This window comes from Xanthomonas maliensis, from assembly GCF_009192945.1.
Taxonomy (GTDB): domain Bacteria; phylum Pseudomonadota; class Gammaproteobacteria; order Xanthomonadales; family Xanthomonadaceae; genus Xanthomonas; species Xanthomonas maliensis.
This window is the reverse complement of record NZ_NSET01000006.1, coordinates 79,036-98,811: the sequence shown is the minus strand read 5'-3', so window position 1 is coordinate 98,811 and position 19,776 is coordinate 79,036. Positions and strand designations below refer to the sequence as shown.

Here is a 19,776-nt window from a genome sequence, read left to right as displayed (position 1 = left end):
GGAAAATTCCGGGTTGGCGGGTCAGCGACCCATGGTCAAGGTGGCGAGCGCCAGATCCTTGGCGGTGTTGAGCACTTCCACCCCGGCCTGGTAGTTACGCGAGGCGGAGATGAGGTTGACCATCTGCGAGACCGGGTCCACGTCGGGCGAGAACACATAACCATCGGCGTCGGCCAGCGGATGTCCGGGCTCGTAGCGACGGATCGGCGGCGCGTTGGTGGTGGTGATCTCTTTGACGTTCACCCCGGTCAGGCTCGGGTCCTGGCGGTTTTGCTGGGCCTGGAAGATCGGCTCGATCGGCTTGTAGGTCGCCTCGGCCGAGCCCGCCACCGTGTCGGCGTTGGCCAGGTTGGAGGCGATGGTGCTCAGGCGCACCGACTGGGCGCGCAGCGCCGAGCCGGCCACATCGAAGATTGGAAGATTGCTCATGGCTTATTGGCCTGTGATCGCGGTGAGCATCGAGCGCACCTTGGATTCAAGGAAGCTCAGCGAGGCCCGGTATTCCAGCGCGGCGCGGCCGTAGGCGGCGCGTTCGGCATCCGGGTCGACGGTGTTGCCGTCCAGACTGGGCTGGTTGGCTTCGCGGGTGAACTGGAACGGATTGAGCCCGGGGCTGCCGCCGACCTGGAAATGCTTGCTGTCGCTGGTCTGCAGCTGGCTGCCGTCGCGCACGCCCTCGGCCGATTTCAGCGCGGCTTCGAAGTCCAGGTCCTTGGCCTTGTACCCAGGCGTGTCGACATTGCTCAGATTGCTGGCAATCAGCTTCATGCGCTGCTCGCGCAGCGGCAGGGCGTCGCCATGGACGCCGAGGAAGGAAGCGATGGGATTGGACACGGTGTTCTCCCGCGAGGTGTTGCCAGGGAGAAAGCAAGGTTTGTGCCACTGGGCCCCCCGCGGAGCAGGGGATTGCTGGACTCAGGACGCAGGAGGCGTCCAGACATGAACGTCGGCGATGGTCCAGGCCGGGGGTCTGCCCGCCGGCAGCCGGCAAGCGCCGGCAGTGCAATGCTCAGGAAGGCTGTGGTGGCGGGGCCTGGCCCGCCACCTGCAAGGGTCAGGCCGCTTCGGCCACGACCCGGAGGCGGGCCAGCACGTAATCGGCCAGCTCGGCGGCGCTGTACTTGGCCACGAAGGCATTGGCGCCGACTTGCTCGACCATGGCGTTGTTGAACACGCCCGACAGCGAGGTGTGCAACAGCACGTACAGGCCTTGCAGGCCCGGCGTGCGCCGGATTTCCGTCGTCAGCGTATAGCCGTCCATCGCCGGCATTTCGATGTCGGAGATGACCATCGCATAGCGCTCGGCCGGGTTCTCGCCCGATGCGGCCACCTGCAGCAGGTGGTCCAGCGCCTGCCGGCCGTCCGAGAGCAGGGTGGCGGCCACGCCCAATTGGTCGAGCAGGCTGCGAATCTGCTGGCGCGCCACGCGGGAATCGTCGACCACCAGCACCTGGAACTGCCGGTCGGAGGTGACCAGCTCCAGCGAGGGGTCGAGTTGGACGTCCTTGCTGACCTTGGCGATGTCGGCCAGCACGCTTTCGACGTCGATCACCTGGATGAGCTCGCCCTGAAACCGCGTGACCGCGGTCAGATACGTGGCCTCGGCACCCAGTTCCGGCGGCGGATGGATGTCCTCGACCGCGATATTGACGATGCGCTCGACCCCACTGACCAGGAAGCCCTGCACCGAGCGATTGAATTCGGCAACCACCAGATAGCCTGGGGAGGTCTCCGATCCCGGCGCGCGCTCGGGGTGGCCAATGGCCAAGCCCAGGTCCAGGACCGGCACCGAGCGGCCACGCACATCGGCCACGCCGGCGAATTCGGACGGCAGGCCGGGCACTTGGAACAGCTCCGGACGGCGCAGCACTTCCTGCACCTTGAAGACGTTGACGCCAAAAAGCTGGCGTCCGCCCAGCCGGAACAGCAGCAGGGCCAGTCGATTGTGGCCAGCCAGGCGGGTGCGCTGGTCGATGCGGTTGAGCAGATCGTGGGTCATGGCGCAGATATCGACAGCGACGCGGGGAAACTTGAGGCTCGGGTGTGGCGGTGCGTTGCTTGGGAACGACAGTGGAAGGCGCCGGTGACCTCATCGGTGGGTGAGCGCGGGGCGCTCCAGCTCGAATCCTGCCGCCCCCTAGCTGGAACCCAAACAGAAGCGTGCCGCGCCGCCGCACCGGGCTCCTGCATTCCTGAGCCCCGAGCCCCAAAGACCGGCACGCCGCTTGCAGGAACATTCCCGTCTTCCTCCGGACTTGGTCCCATGCGCCTGCTCCTGCACGTCATTCTCCTGGTGGCCGCCCCGGCCTGGGCCGATGGCTATCAATCGGTCGATGCCATCCGTGCCGCTGCCCTGGCCACGGTCGGTCCCGACGCCGAGGCCGAGGCCACCCTCGACCCAGGCCTGCGCATGCCGGCGTGTCCGGTCGCGCTGCAGGCCCAGCCGACCGCGACCAACACCGTCGAGGTCTCCTGCCCGCAGCCAGCCGGCTGGCGGCTGTTCGTTCCGTTGAAGGTCCGCCGCAACCAGGATGTGCTGGTGCTGCGGCGCGGCATCAGTGCTGGAGAAACCATCAGCCTGGCCGATATCAGCATCGAGAAGCGCGATGCCGCGCGCATCGTTGGTGCCGTGCTTGCCGATCCGGCCGCGGCGGTGGGCAAGACCGCCCGCCGCGTCCTGTCGGCAGGGACGCTGCTGTCGACCAACGATTTGGTCAGCCCGCGGCTGGTGCGGCGCGGCGACACGGTGCCGCTGGTGGCGCGCAACGGCGGGCTGGAGGTGCGCATGACGGGCCGCGCGCTGTCCGACGCGGGTGAAAACGAGCGCGTCTCGGTGGAAAATTCCTCGTCCCGCAAGGTTGTCCAGGGGATCGTGGAAGCGAGCGGAACCGTCGTAGTGTCCAGATAGAAAAATATCTATAAAGTTTTTTTTCTGGCCGCCGTTATCCCCTACGACCTGTAGAGGAGTTCCTGACATGAGCCAGAAAATCGAAGGTAATCTACCCACCGCAGCGACCCTTCGGACCAATGCCGTCAGCAGCAAGATCGCGTCGGCCGGTGAGGATCGCACCGCTCCGGTAGCCGCCACGCCCGCCACCGACAGCGTCAAGCTGACCGGCGAGGCGACCAACCTGCAAGTGCTGCAGCGCGAGCTGTCGCAGGCGCCGGCGATCGACACCGCCCGCGTGCAGGCGGTGAAGGAATCGCTGCAGAACGGTAGCTACACCATCAACCCGGACGCCATCGCCAACCGCATGATCGACATGAATCAGCAATTGGCCGGCTGACACCAACCGCAAGAAGGATGACCGTGAACGATTCCCTGCAACGTCTCAGCGATGCGCTCGCCGGCGAACGGCAGGCGTTGATCGAACACGACATCGAAGGCTTGATGCGCCACACCCAGGACAAGCTGGCGGCGCTGCGGGCACTGGAGGCGGAGATGCCCCAGGGCCAGGAAGAGCGCCTGCGCGAGCTGGCCGAGGCCAACCGCGCCAATGGTGCGCTGCTGGCACGTCGCCGTCGCGAAGTGAACTGGGCCTTGCGTCACCTCGGGCGAACCGAAAGCGCGCCGGCCTACGACGCCAATGGGCAGTCGAGCACGCTGCGCGCCGGTCGTTCGCTGGCAGTGGCCTGAGATCAAGCGGTACGCCGGCCACCGGGCCTGGGCGGGTTCAGCGTATATTGAGGCGTCCCCTACGTTGCCTGCTCGCCTGTGACTGCAAATTTCTTCATCAATCAGACGCTGTTGCCGACTTCTGCCGTGCTGCGCTCGCTGGGCGATCAGATGCAGGAGGGCATCCTGCTGTTCCGCGCCGACGGGCAGCTGATCCTGGCCAATACGATCGCGCGCCAAAGTCTGTGCAAGGACGCGTCCGCCGACGAACGCAATCTTGGCGAGCGGATTTCCCAGGTCCTGCCATCCGATGCCTTGAACCAGGCCCGCAGCAAGGGCAACTGGACCGGCAGCCTGCCGGTGGCCGATCGGGTCGTGATTGCCCACGTCTACTTCCACGAGGACCAGGGTGTCGGCTATTTCCTGGTGCTGTTCCACAATATCGAAGGCCAGCAGGACTACGAGCGCGAGCTGCAGCAGCGCCACGCCGAACTGCGCCAGGCCTACCTGCGTCTGAATGGTGCCCAGGACAAGCTGTTGCAGTCGGAGAAGATGGCCTCCATCGGCCAGCTCGCTGCCGGCGTCGCGCACGAGATCAACAATCCGATCGGCTACGTGCATTCCAACCTGGGCAGTCTGCAGGAATACCTGCGCAGCCTGTTCACCCTGATCGAAGCCTACGAGCGCGCGCTGCAGGCGCCCGATCCGAAGGCGTTGATTCCGGAAATCGACGATATCCGCAATCGCGCCGATATCGACTTCATCAGTCGCGACCTGCCGCAGTTGATGGCCGAGTCGCGCGAAGGAATCGAGCGCGTGACCCGGATCGTGCGCGATTTGAAGGACTTCTCCTACTCGGATCGGTCCGAGTCCTGGAAGATGGTCGACCTGCACGCCGGTCTGGAATCGACCATCAACATCATCTGGAACGAGCTCAAGTACAAGGTCACGCTGGAGCGCGAGTACGCCGAGTTGCCGCTGGTGGAATGCCTGCCATCCGAGCTCAACCAGGTGTACATGAACCTGCTGCTCAATGCCGGCCAGGCCATCATCGAGCGCGGCACCATTACCGTGACCACTGGCCGCGAGGGCGCCGAGCAGGTGTGGATCCAGTTCCGCGACACCGGCGCCGGCATCGCCCCGGACCTGTTGCAGCGCATCTTCGATCCGTTCTTCACCACCAAGCCGGTCGGCAGCGGCACCGGGCTGGGGCTGTCGATCTCCTACGGCATCATCAACAAGCACCACGGCCGCATCGACGTGGAGAGCACGCCAGGGCAGGGCGCCTGTTTTCGCATCGTGCTGCCGGTCCGGCAGCCGCGCTAGCGAATTCCCCGTTGCGAATCGCTATTCCCGGCCGTTCCGCAGCTCATCATGGGTGCGGAAGGCCTGGCGGATGTGCTCGCGCAGCTCGTCGTCGTTCCAGGGCTTGGTCAGGAAACGGTAGATGGCGCCACGGTTGATCGCCTCGGTCACCGTGGCCAGGTCGGTGTAGCCGGACAGTACCAATCGCACCGTGTCCGGGTAGAGCATCTTCACCCGGCCCAGGAATTCGGTACCGCTCATGTCGCTCATGCGCTGGTCCGAGAGGATCACCTGCACATCGTTGGTGGCCAGCAGATCGAATGCGTCGCGCACGTTGCCGGCCGCCAGGATCCTGTAGCCGTCGCGGCGGAATAGCCGCACCAGCGAGCGCAGCACGTTCTCCTCGTCGTCCAGCAGCAGCAGGGTGCGGTCCGGGCGACTCTCGGCGAACGATTCCGGACGCAGGTAGCGTCGGCGCAGCGCCATGCCGGCCGACTCGGCCGACATCGGCTCACCGAACAGATAGCCCTGGAAGATGTCGCAATCGTTGCGGCGCAGGAATCCCAGCTGCGCCTGCGATTCCACCCCGTTGGCGATCACGGTCATGCCCAGCTGATGGCCCATGGCGATGATGGCGCGGGCGATCGCCGCTTCGCGGCTGCCGGCCGGTGCGCTCTTGATGAAGCTGCGATCGATCTTCAGCCGGTCCACCGGATAACGCACCAGCGCGCTCAGGCTGGAATCGCCGGTGCCGAAGTTGTCCAGGCTCAGGCTGATGCCTTCGTTGCGCAGGTTGGCCATCGTCTCGTGGACGAAGTTGACGTTGTTGGTCAACGCGCTTTCGTTGATCTCCAGGGTGACGAACTGGGCCGGCACGCCAGCGGTCTGCAGCATCGCCATGACTTCGTTGAAGAAGCCCGGGCGCAACAACTGCAGGGTGGAGACGTTGACCGCGATGCTGAAATCATCGAAGCCCTGGTCGCGCCACAGCCGCGCCTGGCGCACCGCGTTCTGCAGGACCCACTCGCCGATCTGCACGATCACGCCCAACCGCTCGGCGGTGCGCATGAAGCGCTCCGGCACCAGCATGCCCAGGGTCGGCGACTGCCAGCGCAACAGCGCCTCCATGCCGACGATGCGACCATCGCGAGCGCTCACCAGCGGCTGGTAACGCAGGCGCAATTCGCCATGCGGGATGGCGTCGACGATCTGACGGGCGATGATGCTTTCGCTGTGTGCGTTGGTGGCCGAGTTGCGGGTATACATCCGCACCGTGTTGCCGCCCTCGCGGGCTGCCTGGTAGCAGGCTTCCTCGGCGTAATCGAGCAGGGTGGAGAGCGAGGTCGAATGCTCGGGACACAGACTGATACCGACCTTGCCGGTCATGAACAAGGTGTACGGCAGCACCGACAGCGGCAGTTCCAATTGCTCGCGAATCTCTTCGGCGAAGTCTTCCGGCAGAGGCACATCGTCGCGGCGGACGGCGACGACCACCATTTCGTCGCTGCCGTGCCGCCAGAGCTTGCCACGGTCGCCGAGGAATTCCTGCAGGCGCCGGGCCGCTAGCGTCAGCGCCTGATCGCCGACCTCCGCGCTCATGTTCTCGTTGATCGAGGCGAAGTGGTCGATATCGACATGGAACAGCATCAGCGGCGGACCGCCGGAGGCGGCCGCGTCGACCAGGTGCAGCAGCTCGGGGCTTCCTGCGCCTAGCCGGGTCGGCTTGACGATCTCCAGGCCGGGCGGGATGACAGGACTCCACATGGTTCAACGTCCACCGTTTTCATGGGCGGACTCGCCGACCGGATGATAGGGCAGGCGCAGTGTTACGCGCGTGCCGGCGCCAGGGGCTGAGTCTATCGCGAGTGCGCCACCGACGGTTTGCGCGCGCTCACGCATCACGATCAGCCCCAGGCCGCGTGGGCCTTCCGGTTCGAAGCCGTCGCCGTCGTCGCTGACATCCAGCTGGAAACTCGCGTCGTCGATCGATTGCAGCCGCACCCGGACTTCGCCGGCACAGGCGTGCCGCAACGCATTGGTCAGACTTTCCTGGGCGATACGGAAGCAGGCCTGTTCGATCTCGTTGCCCGGCCGCTCCTGCAAGGCATGGATGTCCAGCTCCAACCGCACCGGCGAGGCGCGGAACAGCATCGAGGCCTGCCAGCGCAGTGCTGCTTCCAGGCCCAGCGCATCCAGTTGCGGCGGACGCAACAGCATCGACAGGTTGCGCAGTTTGGTCACCGTGCTGTCGGCCAGGCTGACGATCTCCAGCAGGTCCTCGCGCCGCGCATCCGCCTCCGGCTCGTCCAGCGCCGCGTGCGCCGACAGCTTCATCGCCGTGATCGCCTGGCCGATGTCGTCGTGCAGGTCGCGCGAGATCGCGCGGCGCTCGTCCTCCTGCAGGGAAAACAGCCGCTTGGCCATGGCCTGCAACTCGGCATTGCTCTCGGCCAGCGCATCGCGCATGCGTTCGGGTTCGCTGAGGTCGCGCACCACCAACAGCTTGCAGCTGCGGCCGCCATAGCGGATGTCGCCGGCCGACAGCCCGGCGTAGAAGGTGCTGCCGTCGCGGCGTTGCATCGCCCGTGCGTTTGAGACCGGGTCTTGACGATCGCTGCCGGTTCGCAGGAAATCGCGCACGGACGCCAGGTCGTTGTCGCCGACCAGGGTTTGCAGCGGCTCGCCCAGAATGGTTTCGCCCTGGAAGCCGAACTGCGCCGAACCGGCGGCATTGGCGTACATCACCCGCTCGTCGGCCAGGATCAGTACGCCATCGGGAAGCACTCGCACCAGTTCGCGGAATTGTTCCTCGCGCTCGCGCAGCAGGCGACGCGACTGTTCGCGTTCGGTCACGTCCTGCAGGGTGCCATGGATGCGCGGGACATTACCGGGCCCGGTCGTGCTCTCGGCGCGCAGATGGATGGTGCGTGGCTGCGAATCGCCGCCGATCAAAGGCAACAGCACGTCGATCTGGACCTCGCCGTGCGTGCACATGTCCTCGATCATGCGTTCGATGCGCAACTGCGTGGCGGTGTCCGAGGCGGTCAGCAACTCTTCCAGCCGATGTTCGCGCCGCACCGTTGGCGCGCTGCGGCCGAGCACACGATAGACCGCCGGGGAAAAACGCCCCAGGCCGGTGGCACGATCCAGTTCCCACGACCCCAGCCGCGCAATGCTTTGCGCCTCCTCCAGTCGGCTCAGCGCTTCGTCGCGCAGGTGCTGGGCCTGGCGCTCCTCGCTGCGGTCGACGGTCACCACCAGGCGCGCGGGGCCGCTGTGCAACTGCAACTGGTTGCTGCGGATCTCGACATGCCGCGTGCCGCTGCGGGTCAACAGATCCTCGGTCAACGCACAGGTCGCATCGCCCTTGGTGCGGATCTGCGCAACGATCTCTTCCAGCCGATCGGGGTCGGCGTTGGGCCAGATCACGTGCAGGGTCTGCTGCAGGAATTCGTCGCGCTCCCAGCCGAAGAATTCCAGCGCCGCCGGATTGGCGTCGAGAATCCGCATGGTGGCCAGGTCGTAGATCCAGGCGGGGCTGGGCAGGGCGTGGAAGCGGGCCAGCATCAGCGCCTGCGACTGCGCCAACTGGTCCTGTTCGTCGACGATCAGCCCGACCCAGCGCCGCAGCACCAAGTGGATCACCACGCTGGAGACCACCAGGAAGCTGGCATCGGACCAGCGCTCCGGCGCCGGCATGCCGGCCAGATCGAACAGGCGGTTGCCGAGCAGCAGCCAGACCACCCCGGCCAGCAGGTACAGGGCGGTCAGGGTCCAGATGCCTCCGCGCAACCGTTCGGCCAGGCGCAGGCGGGAAACGGGAGGGGAGGAGAACGCTGGCTCAGGCGCGGCAACGGGCTGGGGCATGATCCGCGAACGACCTCCGGGACGGGCGATGCGCAATCTTAGCCGCAAGTCGGTCCGCGACGCCGGTCTCCTTACGGCGGCTCAATTAATCGGTTGGACGGCCGTTATCCATTGCGACTCCGAGGGTGGGGTCGACTTTCGGAGTGCTCCAGAGTGGACTCAGGCGTCATTGCAAGCATGCTGCAACACCCGCTGACCTCAGCGGTGGTGTTGCTGGATGCGCATGGCCAGCCGCTGGCGGCCAACCGGGTCGCCCAGTCGCTGGGGTTGCCGACCACCCTGGCTGCCTACGCCGAGTTGCTGGAAAGCAGCCGCGCGCAGGTCGCCGCCTCCGGCGGCATGACCGCCTGCACGCTGCCTGCTGCCAACGGTGGCCGCCTGGAAGGGTGGTTGCGGGCGGTGTGCGACGAGCGCAGCCAGGTGATGGCGTTCACCCTGAGCATTCCCGAGCCGATGGGTGCCGACGGTACCAGTCGCTGGGAAATCGGCCTGGACAGCGCCGACCACGGCCTGTGGGACTGGGACATCGCCACCGACGTGGTCTATCGCTCCGAGCGCTGGACCCGCATGCTGGGCTATGCCGATCAGCCGCTGCCGAACAACCTGACCGCGTTGTCGGGATTGATCCATCCGGACGACCATGCGCGGGTCAGTGCGGCTGTGCAGGCGCATCTGGAAGGCCGCACCGATACCTATGTCGCCGAATTTCGCCTGCGCCAGCAGGATGGCCAGTGGCGCTGGATCCTCGACCGCGGTCGGGTGGTATCGCGTACCGCCGATGGCCGGCCGTTGCGCATGGTCGGCACCCATACCGATGTCCATCATCACAAGTTGCTCGAGCAACAGCTCCGCGAGCAGCAGGCACAACTGGAAGAGGCCCAGCGCATCGCCAGCATGGGCAGCTGGAGCCTGGACATGTCCAGCAACCAGCTGTGGGTCTCGCCGGATTTCCTGCAGCAGCTGGGCATGGCGCAACTGTGCCTGCACGGCCTGCGCGACCTGCTGCGGCTGCTCGGCGGCGGCTCGGTGGCGCAACTGCGCAGCGGCTGGCGCAAGATCAAGCACGACGGCCTGCCGGTCCACTTCGAGCTGGAGGTCAACGGCCTGCTCGGGCTCAATCCGCATCATCTGCGGGTCTGGGCGCAGCCGGTATTCGATGGCGACGGCAGCATGGTGCGCGTCCTCGGCCAGTTGCAGAACGTCACCGAACAGCGGCAGACCGATGCGCTGATCCGCTGGCGGACCGAGTTGCTCAACCGCGTTTCGGCGCTGGGCAAGATCGGTGGCTGCGAGATCGAAGTCGACTCCCGGCGCATGCAATGGACCGAGGAGTGCTATCGCATCCACGGCCTGCGCAAGGAATCCATCACCCTGGAGCAGGCGCTGTCGTTGTATACGCAGGATTCGCGCGACGCCTTCGAGGCGGCGCTGCTGCGCATCGCCGATGGTGGCCTGCCCGAACAGTTGGAGCTGTGCTTCTATCGCAATTCCGGACAGCGCATCTGGGTGCAGGTGCTGATCGAGCTGGATCGTCGCGAAGGTCTGCCGCCGCGCTTCGTGGCGTTGTTCCGCGATATCACCCGCGAGCGCGAGGCCAACGAGCGCATCGAGCTGCTGGCCCATTACGACCGCCTCACCGGCCTGCCGAACCGCTTCCTGCTGCGCGACCAGGCCGAAAACGCCATTCGCGAAGCGCAGCAGCGCGGCCAGGTGCTGGCGCTGTTGCTGATCGACCTGGATGGCTTCAAGAGCATCAACGACTCCTTCGGCCACGCCACCGGCGACAACCTGCTCAAGCTGGCCTCGGCACGGCTGCATCAGCACCTGCGCAACAGCGACCTGTTCGGCCGCTTCAGCGACGATGAGTTCATCGTGCTGCTGCGCGACCTGTCCGAGCCGGAAGATGCCGGCCATGTCGCCCGCAAGCTGATCGGCGCGCTCGGCGAGCCGCTGCGCAAGGACCATGTCACCCTCAAGCTCGGCGCCAGCATCGGCATCGCCGTGCAGTCCGAAGGCCTGACGGATTTCGATAGCCTGCTGCGCGCGGCCGATGCGGCGATGTATGCGGCCAAGGAGTCCGGCCGCAACACCTTCCATTACTACAGCCAGGACGTGCTGCTGCGCGCACAGCGCCGGCTTGAGCTCGAGCACGCCTTGCATGGCGCGTTGGAGCGCGAAGAATTCACTCTGGTCTACCAGCCGCTGGTCAACACAGTGGACGACACCTCGCCGGCGATCGAAGCGCTGATGCGCTGGAACCGTCCCGGTCACGGCCCGTGCAGCCCGGCCGAGTTCATCCCGATCGCCGAGGAATGCGGCGAAATCGTCCGCCTGGGCGAGTGGGTGATCGGCGAAGCCTGCCGCCAGGCGGTGGTATGGGACCGTGCTGGCTTGAACTTCAGCCGTATCGCGGTCAACGTCTCGGCCGTGCAGCTGCGCGAACGCGGCTTTGCCGAGCGGGTGCTGGAGATCTGCCGCGCCAACGGCTGGTCGCCGACGCGGCTGGAACTGGAATTGACCGAGTCGGCGCTGATCCGCGACTCCGATTCGCTGCGGCGCTGCTTCGAGCTGTTCGAACAGAACGGCGTGCTGTTGGCGGTGGACGACTTCGGCACCGGCTTCTCCAACCTGCATTATCTCAATCGCTTCCCAGTGCAGCGTTTGAAGATCGATCGCAGCTTCGTGCAGGGCATGCTCGACGACGCCAACACCGCCGAGGTCACCCAGGCCATCGTGCACCTGGGTCACGCGCTGGGCATGCAGGTGGTGGCCGAGGGCGTGGAGACCGTGCAGGAAGACGCGCTGCTACGGCAGCAAGGCTGTGACGAGATCCAGGGCTACTTCTACTCCCGCCCGTTGTCGCCGCGCGATATGGCGCAATGGCTGCGCGAGGCCGAAGCCGGCATGCGGCTGGGCGCGCGGTTGGTCATCGCCAGCTGAGGCCTTGCCCGGCGGGCAGTCAGCGGCCTGCCGTCGCATCGCATCCATTCGTGCCTGCGGACCAGCGCTGGCACAGCGTTTGCGGCATGCGGTAAGGCCATCTCCAGCTCGCATCCTGCATCGCGTGCGGCGGCGCATCTGCAACGCACGGCATCCGTGCGGCGCGCGGCACACGTAAACGCCGACGTGCCGGTTCTCATTCGGGTTCGAACGAAAGCTCGCGTCTCCAGACCAGCGGCTTGCGCGCTCGCCGGCTGTCCAGGAAGAACAGCGATAGCTATCCGGCAGCGATGGCGCAATCGCGGATTTTCGTGCCGACACCTTCTGCCGTTCCCACGGACACATCGGTCACCATGCCCTGGGCATCGACCGTCATTTCCCCTACCAGACGCCCACGCCACTGGCCTGGCGGAATGCTGGCGTCGTCGTTCGGGCGGCCAGCCACGTACGGTATTCCAGGATCCCTGGAGGGCGAGGCATCCGCGAGTTTCGCATCGACGTGGATCGTGTCTTGGCCGGTACGTCCATCGCCTGTTCGTGCGCGAAACGTCCACAGCCCGGGCGTTCCCCCGTGGCCGAGGTCGGCGCTGTAGCACCGTTTGACGCCACGGTAGTCGGGGTACTGGTGGCAGGAGACCTCTTTGCCGGCTGCGTCGCATGCCGTCAGTCTCAGCCCGCCGACATCGGTATCGGCGAAGTCCGTCGCCACACAGACCTGGTGATCGCGCTGGCCATCGGTCAGGAACTGCAGGGTTTGCTGACGGGCAATCGCATGCGGAGGACGCGCATCCCACAGGAATTCGATATAGGCGCTCTTATCCGCCGCACGGGCCATGCACGCCACAGCGGCGGCGGCCAACGCAACCCAGCGCGTGCGTTTTGTCGGCAGTCGCGTTGCCCAACCGGCCGACGAAGGCGATCTTTTCAGATCCCAACTTCGGCAACGATGCGTGCGCTGGGGTGGATCGTCGTGGTGTCTGCGGCGACGTCTGCGGTGCCGTGGGCCGTCATCACATATCGGCCGGGCAGGGCGCCTGCAGCCGCGTACGCGGGAAGCGCCCTGGTGGGAAGTTTTACGGACGCCGTGGGCTGGCGAGCCTGAGGCTTGGCAATGGAACAGCACGGCGAGGCGCCTGCCAAGGCGCGCCACGCCATCAAGGCATCAACGTTTCGATGCGTCGACTGCGGCGCCATCCAGGCCCAGATCCCAGGCCACGGCGGCAAACAGCAGGGCCTCTTCGCTGCAGTCGCGGCGGGGGTGGAGCAATGCCTGGATCTCTGCACGGGCTGCCTGCTCCAGCCGTTCCAACGCAGCCGGCAGGCGCACGCGCTGAAGCGTCGGACGCGCGGCAGCGCTCTGCGCGATGCGCTCGGCTTGTGCTGCCGCCAGGGCGGCCGCTTCCAGCGCGGCGGTTGGCGGATCCAGGGGCGGAGAAAGAAGCGTCATGAGTCGGACACCAGGCTAACGCGGAACGACAAATCCCCGGGAGGCCGGGGAATGTCGCAAGTCTAGAGGCTGCGCGGCGGCATCGGTCTTAGAACAGCTCGACCGTGCCGGCCCCCATGCCCTGCTGAGCCACCGGCTTGTGCGGCGGACGTTCCCACTCCACGCGCATGTCGCGCAGGCGGTGGGAGACCTTCTGTAGCGCGGCGACCAGGTCGCTGTCGTAGACGCCGCCATTGCGGTGCAGCAGTTCCTGCAACGCCACCGCCTCACGGTTGATCGCGGTGAGACGATCCAGGTGGGTGTGGATGCCGCTCAGGGTCTGGGTGGCGATGTCCTCGAACTGCAGCGCGCGGACCGCTTCGGCCACGCTGCCGTCGATGGCACGGGCGCACTCGGAAATTTCGCGCATGCCATCGCCCAACGATGCGTTGATCTGGGCGACGTTCTCCAGCATGGCGGCCGATTCGTGGCGTGCCTCGCGGGAGCGGTCCATGTGGCGCGAGGCCAACTGGGAGACCGTTTCACGCACCTTGGCGATCGATTCCTTGGAGCTGTGCGCCAGCTTGCGGATCTGCTCGTTGAAGGTGGTGGAACGCTCGGACAGATTGCGTACCTCGTCGGCGACCACCGCGAAGCCACGACCGGCTTCACCGGCACGTGCTGCTTCGATGGCGGCGTTCAGCGCCAGCAGGTTGGTCTGGTCGGCGATCGACTTGACGTCTTCCAGCAGGGCGAAGATGCCGTCCAGGTGCTGGGCCATCTCGTCGATGTGATGCACCGTGGTGTTGCTCTGGCCGCTCACCTGCTCCAGCGCTTCCACCAACTGCTCCATGCGGGAGCTGGCGTGCTGGGCAAAGCGGGCGACGTCGACGCCGGCGCTGCCGTCGTCGCCGGCACGGTCGACGATGCGGGCCAGGGCCTGGCTCTGCTGGCGCGACTTGCGGTTCATCGCTTCGAAGCTGCCGCCCAGGCCGGATACGGCTTGGCGGATCAGTTCGCGGGCACGCTCGACTTCGGCGCGCGAACCGTCGACTTCGTTGCTGACGAACGTACGCAGTTCGTTGAGCAGTTGGTCCTGCTCACGCAGGATGCGGGTCTGGTCCGGATTGCGCCGGAACTGGGAATACGTCACCCAGGCCGCAAAGCCCAACCAGCTGAGGGTCATGGTCGCCAGGATCGCCCAGCGCACGGAGGCGGGCCAGTCGAAGCCAACGGCGAATGGAAACAGTACGGTCAGCGCCAGAGGAGCGGCGAGACGAATGAGTGGACGTGAATACATGGGCGTTCTCGGCAGAGTCACGGTTGCTGTATCGGCCGTACCCCCTGCGTCTTTAGCGACGATCGCCGCTTCTGCCCCCGTGCGCCTGCATAGGCGCAGGCGCGGCCCGCATTTGCGGGCCAGTGCGCTTCAGCTCGCCTAGCGCAGCGCGCGCGTCACCGCGTCGATCATCGCGCGTTTGGCGAACAGGAAGTCCCAGAGACTACCGCCCATTTGACGCCACAGCACCGCCGAGCGCACCGCTGCCAGCAGCAAGGCCCGAATCTCGGCCACCACGCCGGCTTGGCCGAGGTAATGCGGATTGCCCTGGACCATGACCTTGGGCCGCAGGTGGCTGATGGTTTGGGCGTACAGGCCGCCCAGTGCAGCGAGCACATCCGGATGGGCGCTGTCGTCGAGCGCACGCGCCTGCCGCTCGGCCGCGGCGATACCGGCCGAGACGCTGGCGACGGTGGCCGTTTCGCGCACGAAGCGGCGCTCCAGCTGCAGCACGGCCAGCGCCAGCCGGGGCAGCACCTCGTCCTGGCCCTGGTTGTGGAAATAGTTGTGCAGCAGCCGCAGTCCTGGCGCCACATTGCTGGCCGCGCCATAGACCGCTTCCGGCGAGGCGGCATCGACGCGAAAGACGCTGTCCATGGCCGTGCGCACCGTCGCCACCTCCGAGTGCCCGGTCTCGGCGATGCGCCGCACCTGCTGCAGGGCCTGGGCGAGGCCGGCCAGGGCCAGCACGCGGTGATCCATCGAAGAACTCATCAAGCCACACCTTCGGGGTAAGAAAGAGAACCGGCCAACCGGCGTTCCAGCGGCGCGTCGGTGGCGGCGATGACCGCGCCGCCCAGGCATTCCTCGCCCTCGTACAGCACCAGCGACTGGCCCGGGGTCACTGCGCGCTGTGGCCGGCGGAAGCGGACTTGCACGCTGCCGTCGTCCTGCACCATCACCGTGCAGGGTTCGTCGGCCTGCCGGTATCGGGTCTGTGCAGTGCAGTCGAACTGCCGGGCCGGAGGTGCACCGGCGACCCAGTGTGCCAGCTCGGACTGCAGCCAGGTCGACTGCAGCAGTGCACTGTCATGGGCCTGGTCGACATACAGCACGTTGTTGGCGACGTCCTTGCCCACCACGTACCAGGGCGCGGCCGCACGTCCGCGCACGCCGCCAATGTTCAGTCCCTCGCGTTGGCCAAGGGTGAAATAGAACACGCCCGGATGGTCGGCGATGCGTTGGCCCTCGGGGTCGCGGATCTCCCCGGTGCGCGCCGGCAGGTAGCGGCCGAGGAATTCGCGGAAGTCGCGCTCACCGATAAAGCAGATGCCAGTGGAGTCCTTCTTGGCATGGGTCGGCAGGCGTGCTTCCTCGGCGATCCGGCGCAGGGTGGATTTCTCCAGATCGCCGATCGGGAACAGCGTCGCCGCCAGCTGGGTCTGGCCGAGCTGATGCAGGAAGTAACTCTGGTCCTTGCCGCGGTCGGCGCCGCGCAGCAGCCGCCAGCGTCCGCCCCGCCGGTCCACGCGGGCGTAGTGGCCGGTGGCGATGCGTTCGGCCCCCAGCGCCTGTGCAGCCTCGAGGAAGTGCTTGAACTTGACCTCACGGTTGCACAGCACGTCGGGATTCGGTGTCCGGCCGGCGGCGTATTCGGCGAGGAAGTGCGCAAACACGCCTTGCCAGTATTCGCTGGAGAAATCCCTGAAATGGAACGGGATGCCCAGCACACCGCAGACCGCCACCGCATCGCGGCGGTCGTCCTCGGCGCGACAATCGCCGCTGCCGTCATCGGCCCAGTTCTGCATGAACAGACCGGCGATGGATTCGCCTTGCTGCGCCAGCCGCCAGGCGGCGACCGACGAGTCCACTCCGCCGGAGACGCCCACGATGATGCGCGGCGAGCTCATCCGACGCGCCTGACCAGGTCCAGCGGGTGGCGCCGGCCAGCGAGATAGTCGGCCACCACTTCCCACACCAGTGGGCTGCGCCAGCGCTCGGATTGCGCCTGCAACTGTTCGGGTGTCAGCCAAGCTGCCTGCACGATGCCGACGTCCAGGGCGCGCCCGGGATGGTGACGCACGGCCTCGGCGGCGAAGGCGAAGCGGAGGAAGCATTGCCCGTTGGGGGCGGTCCATTGGTAGCTGCCAATGAAGTCGGTCAGGCGCACGTCCCAGCCGGTCTCTTCCAAGGTCTCGCGCACGGCCGCGTCCTGCAAGCTTTCTCCCGCTTCCAGGTGGCCGGCCGGTTGGTTGAGCAGCAGTTGCCCGCCGATGACTTCTTCCACCTGCAGCAAGCGTCCCTCGCGCACCACGACGGTCGCCACGGTCACATCGGGGTGCCAGCGCATCGGCTGCTCGCTCATCGCGCCTCTCCTGCGGGAGGCAGCGCCTGCGAACGCGACCAACTCGTGCACGTCGACAGCCGTGCCGGTCCTGGGCCCGGACGAGCAAGAGCGGAGCGGGCGAGGGCCCGCCGCGAGGAGGCAGCCTGGGTAGCGATCATCGGAACCGGAACAAGGAACTGGGGGCAAATTGTGGGGCGCGCGGCATGAATCGTCCAATGTGGGCGAGGATGAACCGTATAATGGCCGCATGCCTCGTAAGACATCCCACGAACACGACCACGGCCTAGCGGTCGAGACCAGCAAGCCGGAAGTGGCGCCACCACCGCGCTACCAGGTCCTGCTGCTGAACGACGATTACACCCCGATGGATTTCGTGGTGACCGTGCTGCAGCAGTTCTTCAACCTGGACCTGGAGCGCGCCACGCAGGTGATGCTGCACGTCCATACCCGCGGCCGGGGCGTCTGCGGCGTCTATAGCCGGGAGGTTGCCGAGTCCAAGGTCGCCCAGGTCAACGAATTCTCGCGGATGAACCAGCATCCTCTGCTGTGCACCATGGAGCAGGCCTGACCGGCTTGCCCGCGCGTTCCATCGCTGCAACACTGCGGTTGCAACCGCATGCTAACGCCGTATGAACACGGCTATCCGATAGGGTTGTGGAAATTCCAGACTCAAGCCGCATATTGTTGGCATCAGCCGTTCGGAGTGACCAATGTTCAGCAAAGACCTCGAGCAAACCATCGGCCAGTGCTACAAGCGGGCACGCGAGGCGCGTCATGAGTTCATGACCGTCGAGCACCTGTTGCTCTCGCTGCTGGACAACCCCTCCGCACAGGCAGTCCTCAAGGCCTGTGGTGCCGATCAGGTTCGCCTGCACAACGACCTGGAACAGGCGATCGAGGCCTCGGTCTCGCGCCTGGCCGAGGACGATGGCCGCGACACCCAGCCCACCCTGGGATTCCAGCGCGTGCTGCAGCGGGCGGTGTACCACGTACAGTCCTCCGGCAAGAAGGAGGTCACCGGCGCAAACGTGCTGGTGGCGATCTTCGGCGAGAAGGATTCGCATGCGGTGTATTTCCTGAATCAACAGGACATTACCCGGCTGGATATCGTCAATTACCTGTCCCACGGCATCGCCAAGCTCGGCGAAGAGGGCGAACAGTCCTCGGCCAGCGACAGCGAGTCCAAAAGCGAGTCGGGCGAAGGCGAGGCCAAGGGCGATGCTCTGGCCGAGTACGCCAGCAACCTGAACGAACAGGCCCGCAACGGCAAGATCGACCCGCTGGTCGGTCGCGCCGACGAAATCGAGCGGACCATCCAGGTGCTGTGCCGCCGCCGCAAGAACAATCCGCTCTACGTGGGCGAGGCAGGCGTGGGCAAGACCGCGATCGCCGAAGGCCTGGCCAAGCGCATCGTCGATGGCGACGTGCCCGAGGTGCTGGCCGATGCGGTGATCTTCTCGCTGGACCTGGGCGCCCTGGTCGCCGGCACCAAATACCGTGGCGACTTCGAGAAGCGTCTGAAGGGCGTGCTGACCGCGCTGAAGAAGGTTCCCAATGCGGTGCTGTTCATCGACGAGATCCACACCATCATCGGTGCCGGCTCGGCATCGGGTGGGACCATGGACGCCTCCAACCTGATCAAGCCGGCGCTGGCTTCGGGCGAGCTGCGGTGCATCGGCTCGACCACCTTCCAGGAATACCGTGGCATCTTCGAGAAGGATCGGGCGCTGGCTCGCCGCTTCCAGAAGATCGACATCGTCGAGCCGACCGTCGGCGAGACCTTCGAGATCCTGCAAGGGCTCAAGCCGAAGTACGAAGCCCATCATGGCGTCACCTATGCCGACGATGCGCTGCAGGCGGCAGTGGACCTGTCGGTCAAGCACATCGGTGATCGCCTGCTGCCCGACAAGGCCATCGATGTCATCGACGAAGCCGGTGCGCGCCAGCGCTTGTTGCCCGAGGGGCAGCGCAAGGAGCTGATCGACATCGAGGAAATCGAGACCATCGTCGCCAAGATGGCGCGCATCCCGGCCAAGCAGGTCAGCGCGACCGACAAGGACGTACTGCAGCATCTGGAGCGCAACCTCAAAATGGTGATCTTTGGCCAGAATCCGGCCATCGAGACCCTCGCCAGTTCGATCAAGCTGGCGCGTTCCGGGCTGGGCAACCCCGACAAGCCCATCGGCAACTTCCTGTTCGCTGGTCCCACCGGCGTCGGCAAGACCGAGGTCACCAAGCAGCTCGCTCTGCAGCTGGGCATCGAGCTGGTGCGGTTCGACATGTCCGAGTACATGGAAGCCCATTCGATCAGCCGTCTGATCGGTGCGCCTCCGGGTTATGTCGGCTTCGACCAGGGCGGCCTGTTGACCGAGAAGATCGTCAAGACGCCGCACTGCGTGCTGCTACTGGACGAAGTGGAGAAGGCGCACCCGGACATCTTCAACATCCTGTTGCAGGTGATGGACCGCGGCATCCTGACCGATACCAACGGGCGCGAGGCCAATTTCAAGAACGTGATCCTGGTGATGACGACCAACGCCGGCGCCACGCAAGCATCGCGCCGCTCGATCGGCTTCACCAAGCAGGACCATTCCACCGATGCGATGGAATCGATCCGACGTGGCTTCAGCCCGGAATTCCGCAATCGCCTGGATGCGATCGTGCAATTCCAGCCGCTGGGCTTCGACCATATCCTGCGGGTGGTGGACAAGTTCATCATCGAGCTGGAGATGCTGCTGCAGGAAAAGCATGTCTCGCTGTCGGCCACGCCGACCGCGCGCGACTGGCTGGCCCAGCACGGCTTCGACCCCCTGATGGGGGCGCGTCCGATGGCACGGGTGATCCAGGAGAAGATCAAGCGCCCGCTGGCCGACGAGCTGCTGTTCGGCAAACTTGTCGAAGGCGGTCGCGTGAATATCGATGTCAAGGACGGCGAATTGGTGGTCGAAGCGCATCCGGAGCCAGAGCGTCTGTTGCCGGCCACGGTGGACTGAGAC

The 19,776-nt window shown here is 65.9% G+C and carries 18 protein-coding genes; 7 read left to right on the top strand and 11 right to left on the bottom strand.

The genetic code is table 11. From position 1 onward, the window contains the following. Positions 1–21: 21 nt before the first annotated feature. The 3 genes from flgC to CKY51_RS02200 form a co-directional block, all read right to left on the bottom strand. A complete protein-coding gene (flgC, locus tag CKY51_RS02210; protein ID WP_022973111.1) occupies positions 22–429 on the bottom strand; it encodes a flagellar basal body rod protein FlgC in 408 nt (135 codons plus the stop codon). A gap of 3 nt (positions 430–432) precedes the next feature. Next, positions 433–834 (bottom strand): flagellar basal body rod protein FlgB, encoded by a 402-nt coding sequence (flgB, locus tag CKY51_RS02205; protein WP_022973110.1) that lies wholly within the window; start codon positions 832–834, stop codon positions 433–435. A 220-nt stretch (positions 835–1,054) separates the two neighbouring features. Continuing rightward, positions 1,055–1,999, bottom strand: a complete 945-nt coding sequence (locus tag CKY51_RS02200; protein WP_031340178.1) for a chemotaxis protein CheV — start codon at positions 1,997–1,999, stop codon at positions 1,055–1,057. Between the two features lie 264 nt (positions 2,000–2,263). Between CKY51_RS02200 and flgA the strand changes: the two genes are divergently transcribed. The 4 genes from flgA to CKY51_RS02180 all read left to right on the top strand — a co-directional run bounded on the left by flgA (position 2,264) and on the right by CKY51_RS02180 (position 4,942). Continuing rightward, the gene (flgA, locus tag CKY51_RS02195; protein ID WP_022973109.1) at positions 2,264–2,908 is read left to right on the top strand and encodes a flagellar basal body P-ring formation chaperone FlgA; all 645 of its coding nucleotides are present in this window, start codon (positions 2,264–2,266) and stop codon (positions 2,906–2,908) included. A 67-nt stretch (positions 2,909–2,975) separates the two neighbouring features. Beyond that, positions 2,976–3,287 carry a flagellar biosynthesis anti-sigma factor FlgM gene (flgM, locus tag CKY51_RS02190; protein WP_022973108.1) on the top strand — a complete coding sequence of 104 codons (312 nt, stop codon included), beginning with the start codon at positions 2,976–2,978 and terminating at the stop codon, positions 3,285–3,287. A 17-nt stretch (positions 3,288–3,304) separates the two neighbouring features. Further along, a complete protein-coding gene (locus CKY51_RS02185; protein ID WP_022973107.1) occupies positions 3,305–3,637 on the top strand; it encodes a flagella protein in 333 nt (110 codons plus the stop codon). Positions 3,638–3,715: 78 nt separating this feature from the next. Continuing rightward, on the top strand, positions 3,716–4,942 hold the full coding sequence (locus tag CKY51_RS02180) for an ATP-binding protein (RefSeq protein ID WP_022973106.1): 1,227 nt from the start codon (positions 3,716–3,718) through the stop codon (positions 4,940–4,942). A gap of 21 nt (positions 4,943–4,963) precedes the next feature. Here CKY51_RS02180 and CKY51_RS02175 read toward each other — a convergent pair whose 3' ends face one another. Together CKY51_RS02175 and CKY51_RS02170 are read right to left on the bottom strand one after the other, a co-directional pair. Then, positions 4,964–6,685 (bottom strand): EAL domain-containing protein, encoded by a 1,722-nt coding sequence (locus tag CKY51_RS02175; protein WP_152248804.1) that lies wholly within the window; start codon positions 6,683–6,685, stop codon positions 4,964–4,966. 3 nt (positions 6,686–6,688) lie between these two features. Then, positions 6,689–8,788: a sensor histidine kinase gene (locus CKY51_RS02170; protein WP_022973104.1), complete on the bottom strand. Its 2,100-nt coding sequence runs from the start codon at positions 8,786–8,788 to the stop codon at positions 6,689–6,691. A gap of 153 nt (positions 8,789–8,941) precedes the next feature. On the opposite strand from CKY51_RS02170, the gene CKY51_RS02165 reads away from it, so the two are divergent. After that, a complete protein-coding gene (locus tag CKY51_RS02165) occupies positions 8,942–11,728 on the top strand; it encodes a bifunctional diguanylate cyclase/phosphodiesterase (protein WP_031340176.1) in 2,787 nt (928 codons plus the stop codon). A 277-nt stretch (positions 11,729–12,005) separates the two neighbouring features. Here CKY51_RS02165 and CKY51_RS22620 read toward each other — a convergent pair whose 3' ends face one another. The 6 genes from CKY51_RS22620 to CKY51_RS02135 form a co-directional block, all read right to left on the bottom strand. Further along, a complete protein-coding gene (locus CKY51_RS22620; protein WP_238319556.1) occupies positions 12,006–12,563 on the bottom strand; it encodes a hypothetical protein in 558 nt (185 codons plus the stop codon). Positions 12,564–12,890: 327 nt separating this feature from the next. Continuing rightward, positions 12,891–13,175 carry a hypothetical protein gene (locus CKY51_RS02155; RefSeq protein WP_022973102.1) on the bottom strand — a complete coding sequence of 95 codons (285 nt, stop codon included), beginning with the start codon at positions 13,173–13,175 and terminating at the stop codon, positions 12,891–12,893. 88 nt (positions 13,176–13,263) lie between these two features. Further along, complete coding sequence (locus CKY51_RS02150) at positions 13,264–14,454, bottom strand: methyl-accepting chemotaxis protein (protein WP_022973101.1); 1,191 nt, start codon at positions 14,452–14,454, stop codon at positions 13,264–13,266. A gap of 138 nt (positions 14,455–14,592) precedes the next feature. After that, on the bottom strand, positions 14,593–15,207 hold the full coding sequence (hflD, locus tag CKY51_RS02145) for a high frequency lysogenization protein HflD (protein WP_031340174.1): 615 nt from the start codon (positions 15,205–15,207) through the stop codon (positions 14,593–14,595). Beyond that, positions 15,207–16,343, bottom strand: a complete 1,137-nt coding sequence (gene mnmA / locus CKY51_RS02140; RefSeq protein ID WP_022973099.1) for a tRNA 2-thiouridine(34) synthase MnmA — start codon at positions 16,341–16,343, stop codon at positions 15,207–15,209. Before mnmA ends, hflD begins: the two co-directional genes overlap by 1 nt. After that, positions 16,340–16,798: an NUDIX hydrolase gene (locus tag CKY51_RS02135; RefSeq protein WP_022973098.1), complete on the bottom strand. Its 459-nt coding sequence runs from the start codon at positions 16,796–16,798 to the stop codon at positions 16,340–16,342. Before CKY51_RS02135 ends, mnmA begins: the two co-directional genes overlap by 4 nt. A gap of 229 nt (positions 16,799–17,027) precedes the next feature. Here CKY51_RS02135 and clpS point away from each other — a divergent pair, with 229 nt between their 5' ends. Together clpS and clpA are read left to right on the top strand one after the other, a co-directional pair. Continuing rightward, complete coding sequence (gene clpS / locus CKY51_RS02130) at positions 17,028–17,348, top strand: ATP-dependent Clp protease adapter ClpS (RefSeq protein ID WP_031340171.1); 321 nt, start codon at positions 17,028–17,030, stop codon at positions 17,346–17,348. A 142-nt stretch (positions 17,349–17,490) separates the two neighbouring features. After that, a complete protein-coding gene (gene clpA / locus CKY51_RS02125; RefSeq protein ID WP_152248803.1) occupies positions 17,491–19,773 on the top strand; it encodes an ATP-dependent Clp protease ATP-binding subunit ClpA in 2,283 nt (760 codons plus the stop codon). Positions 19,774–19,776 lie beyond the last annotated feature (3 nt).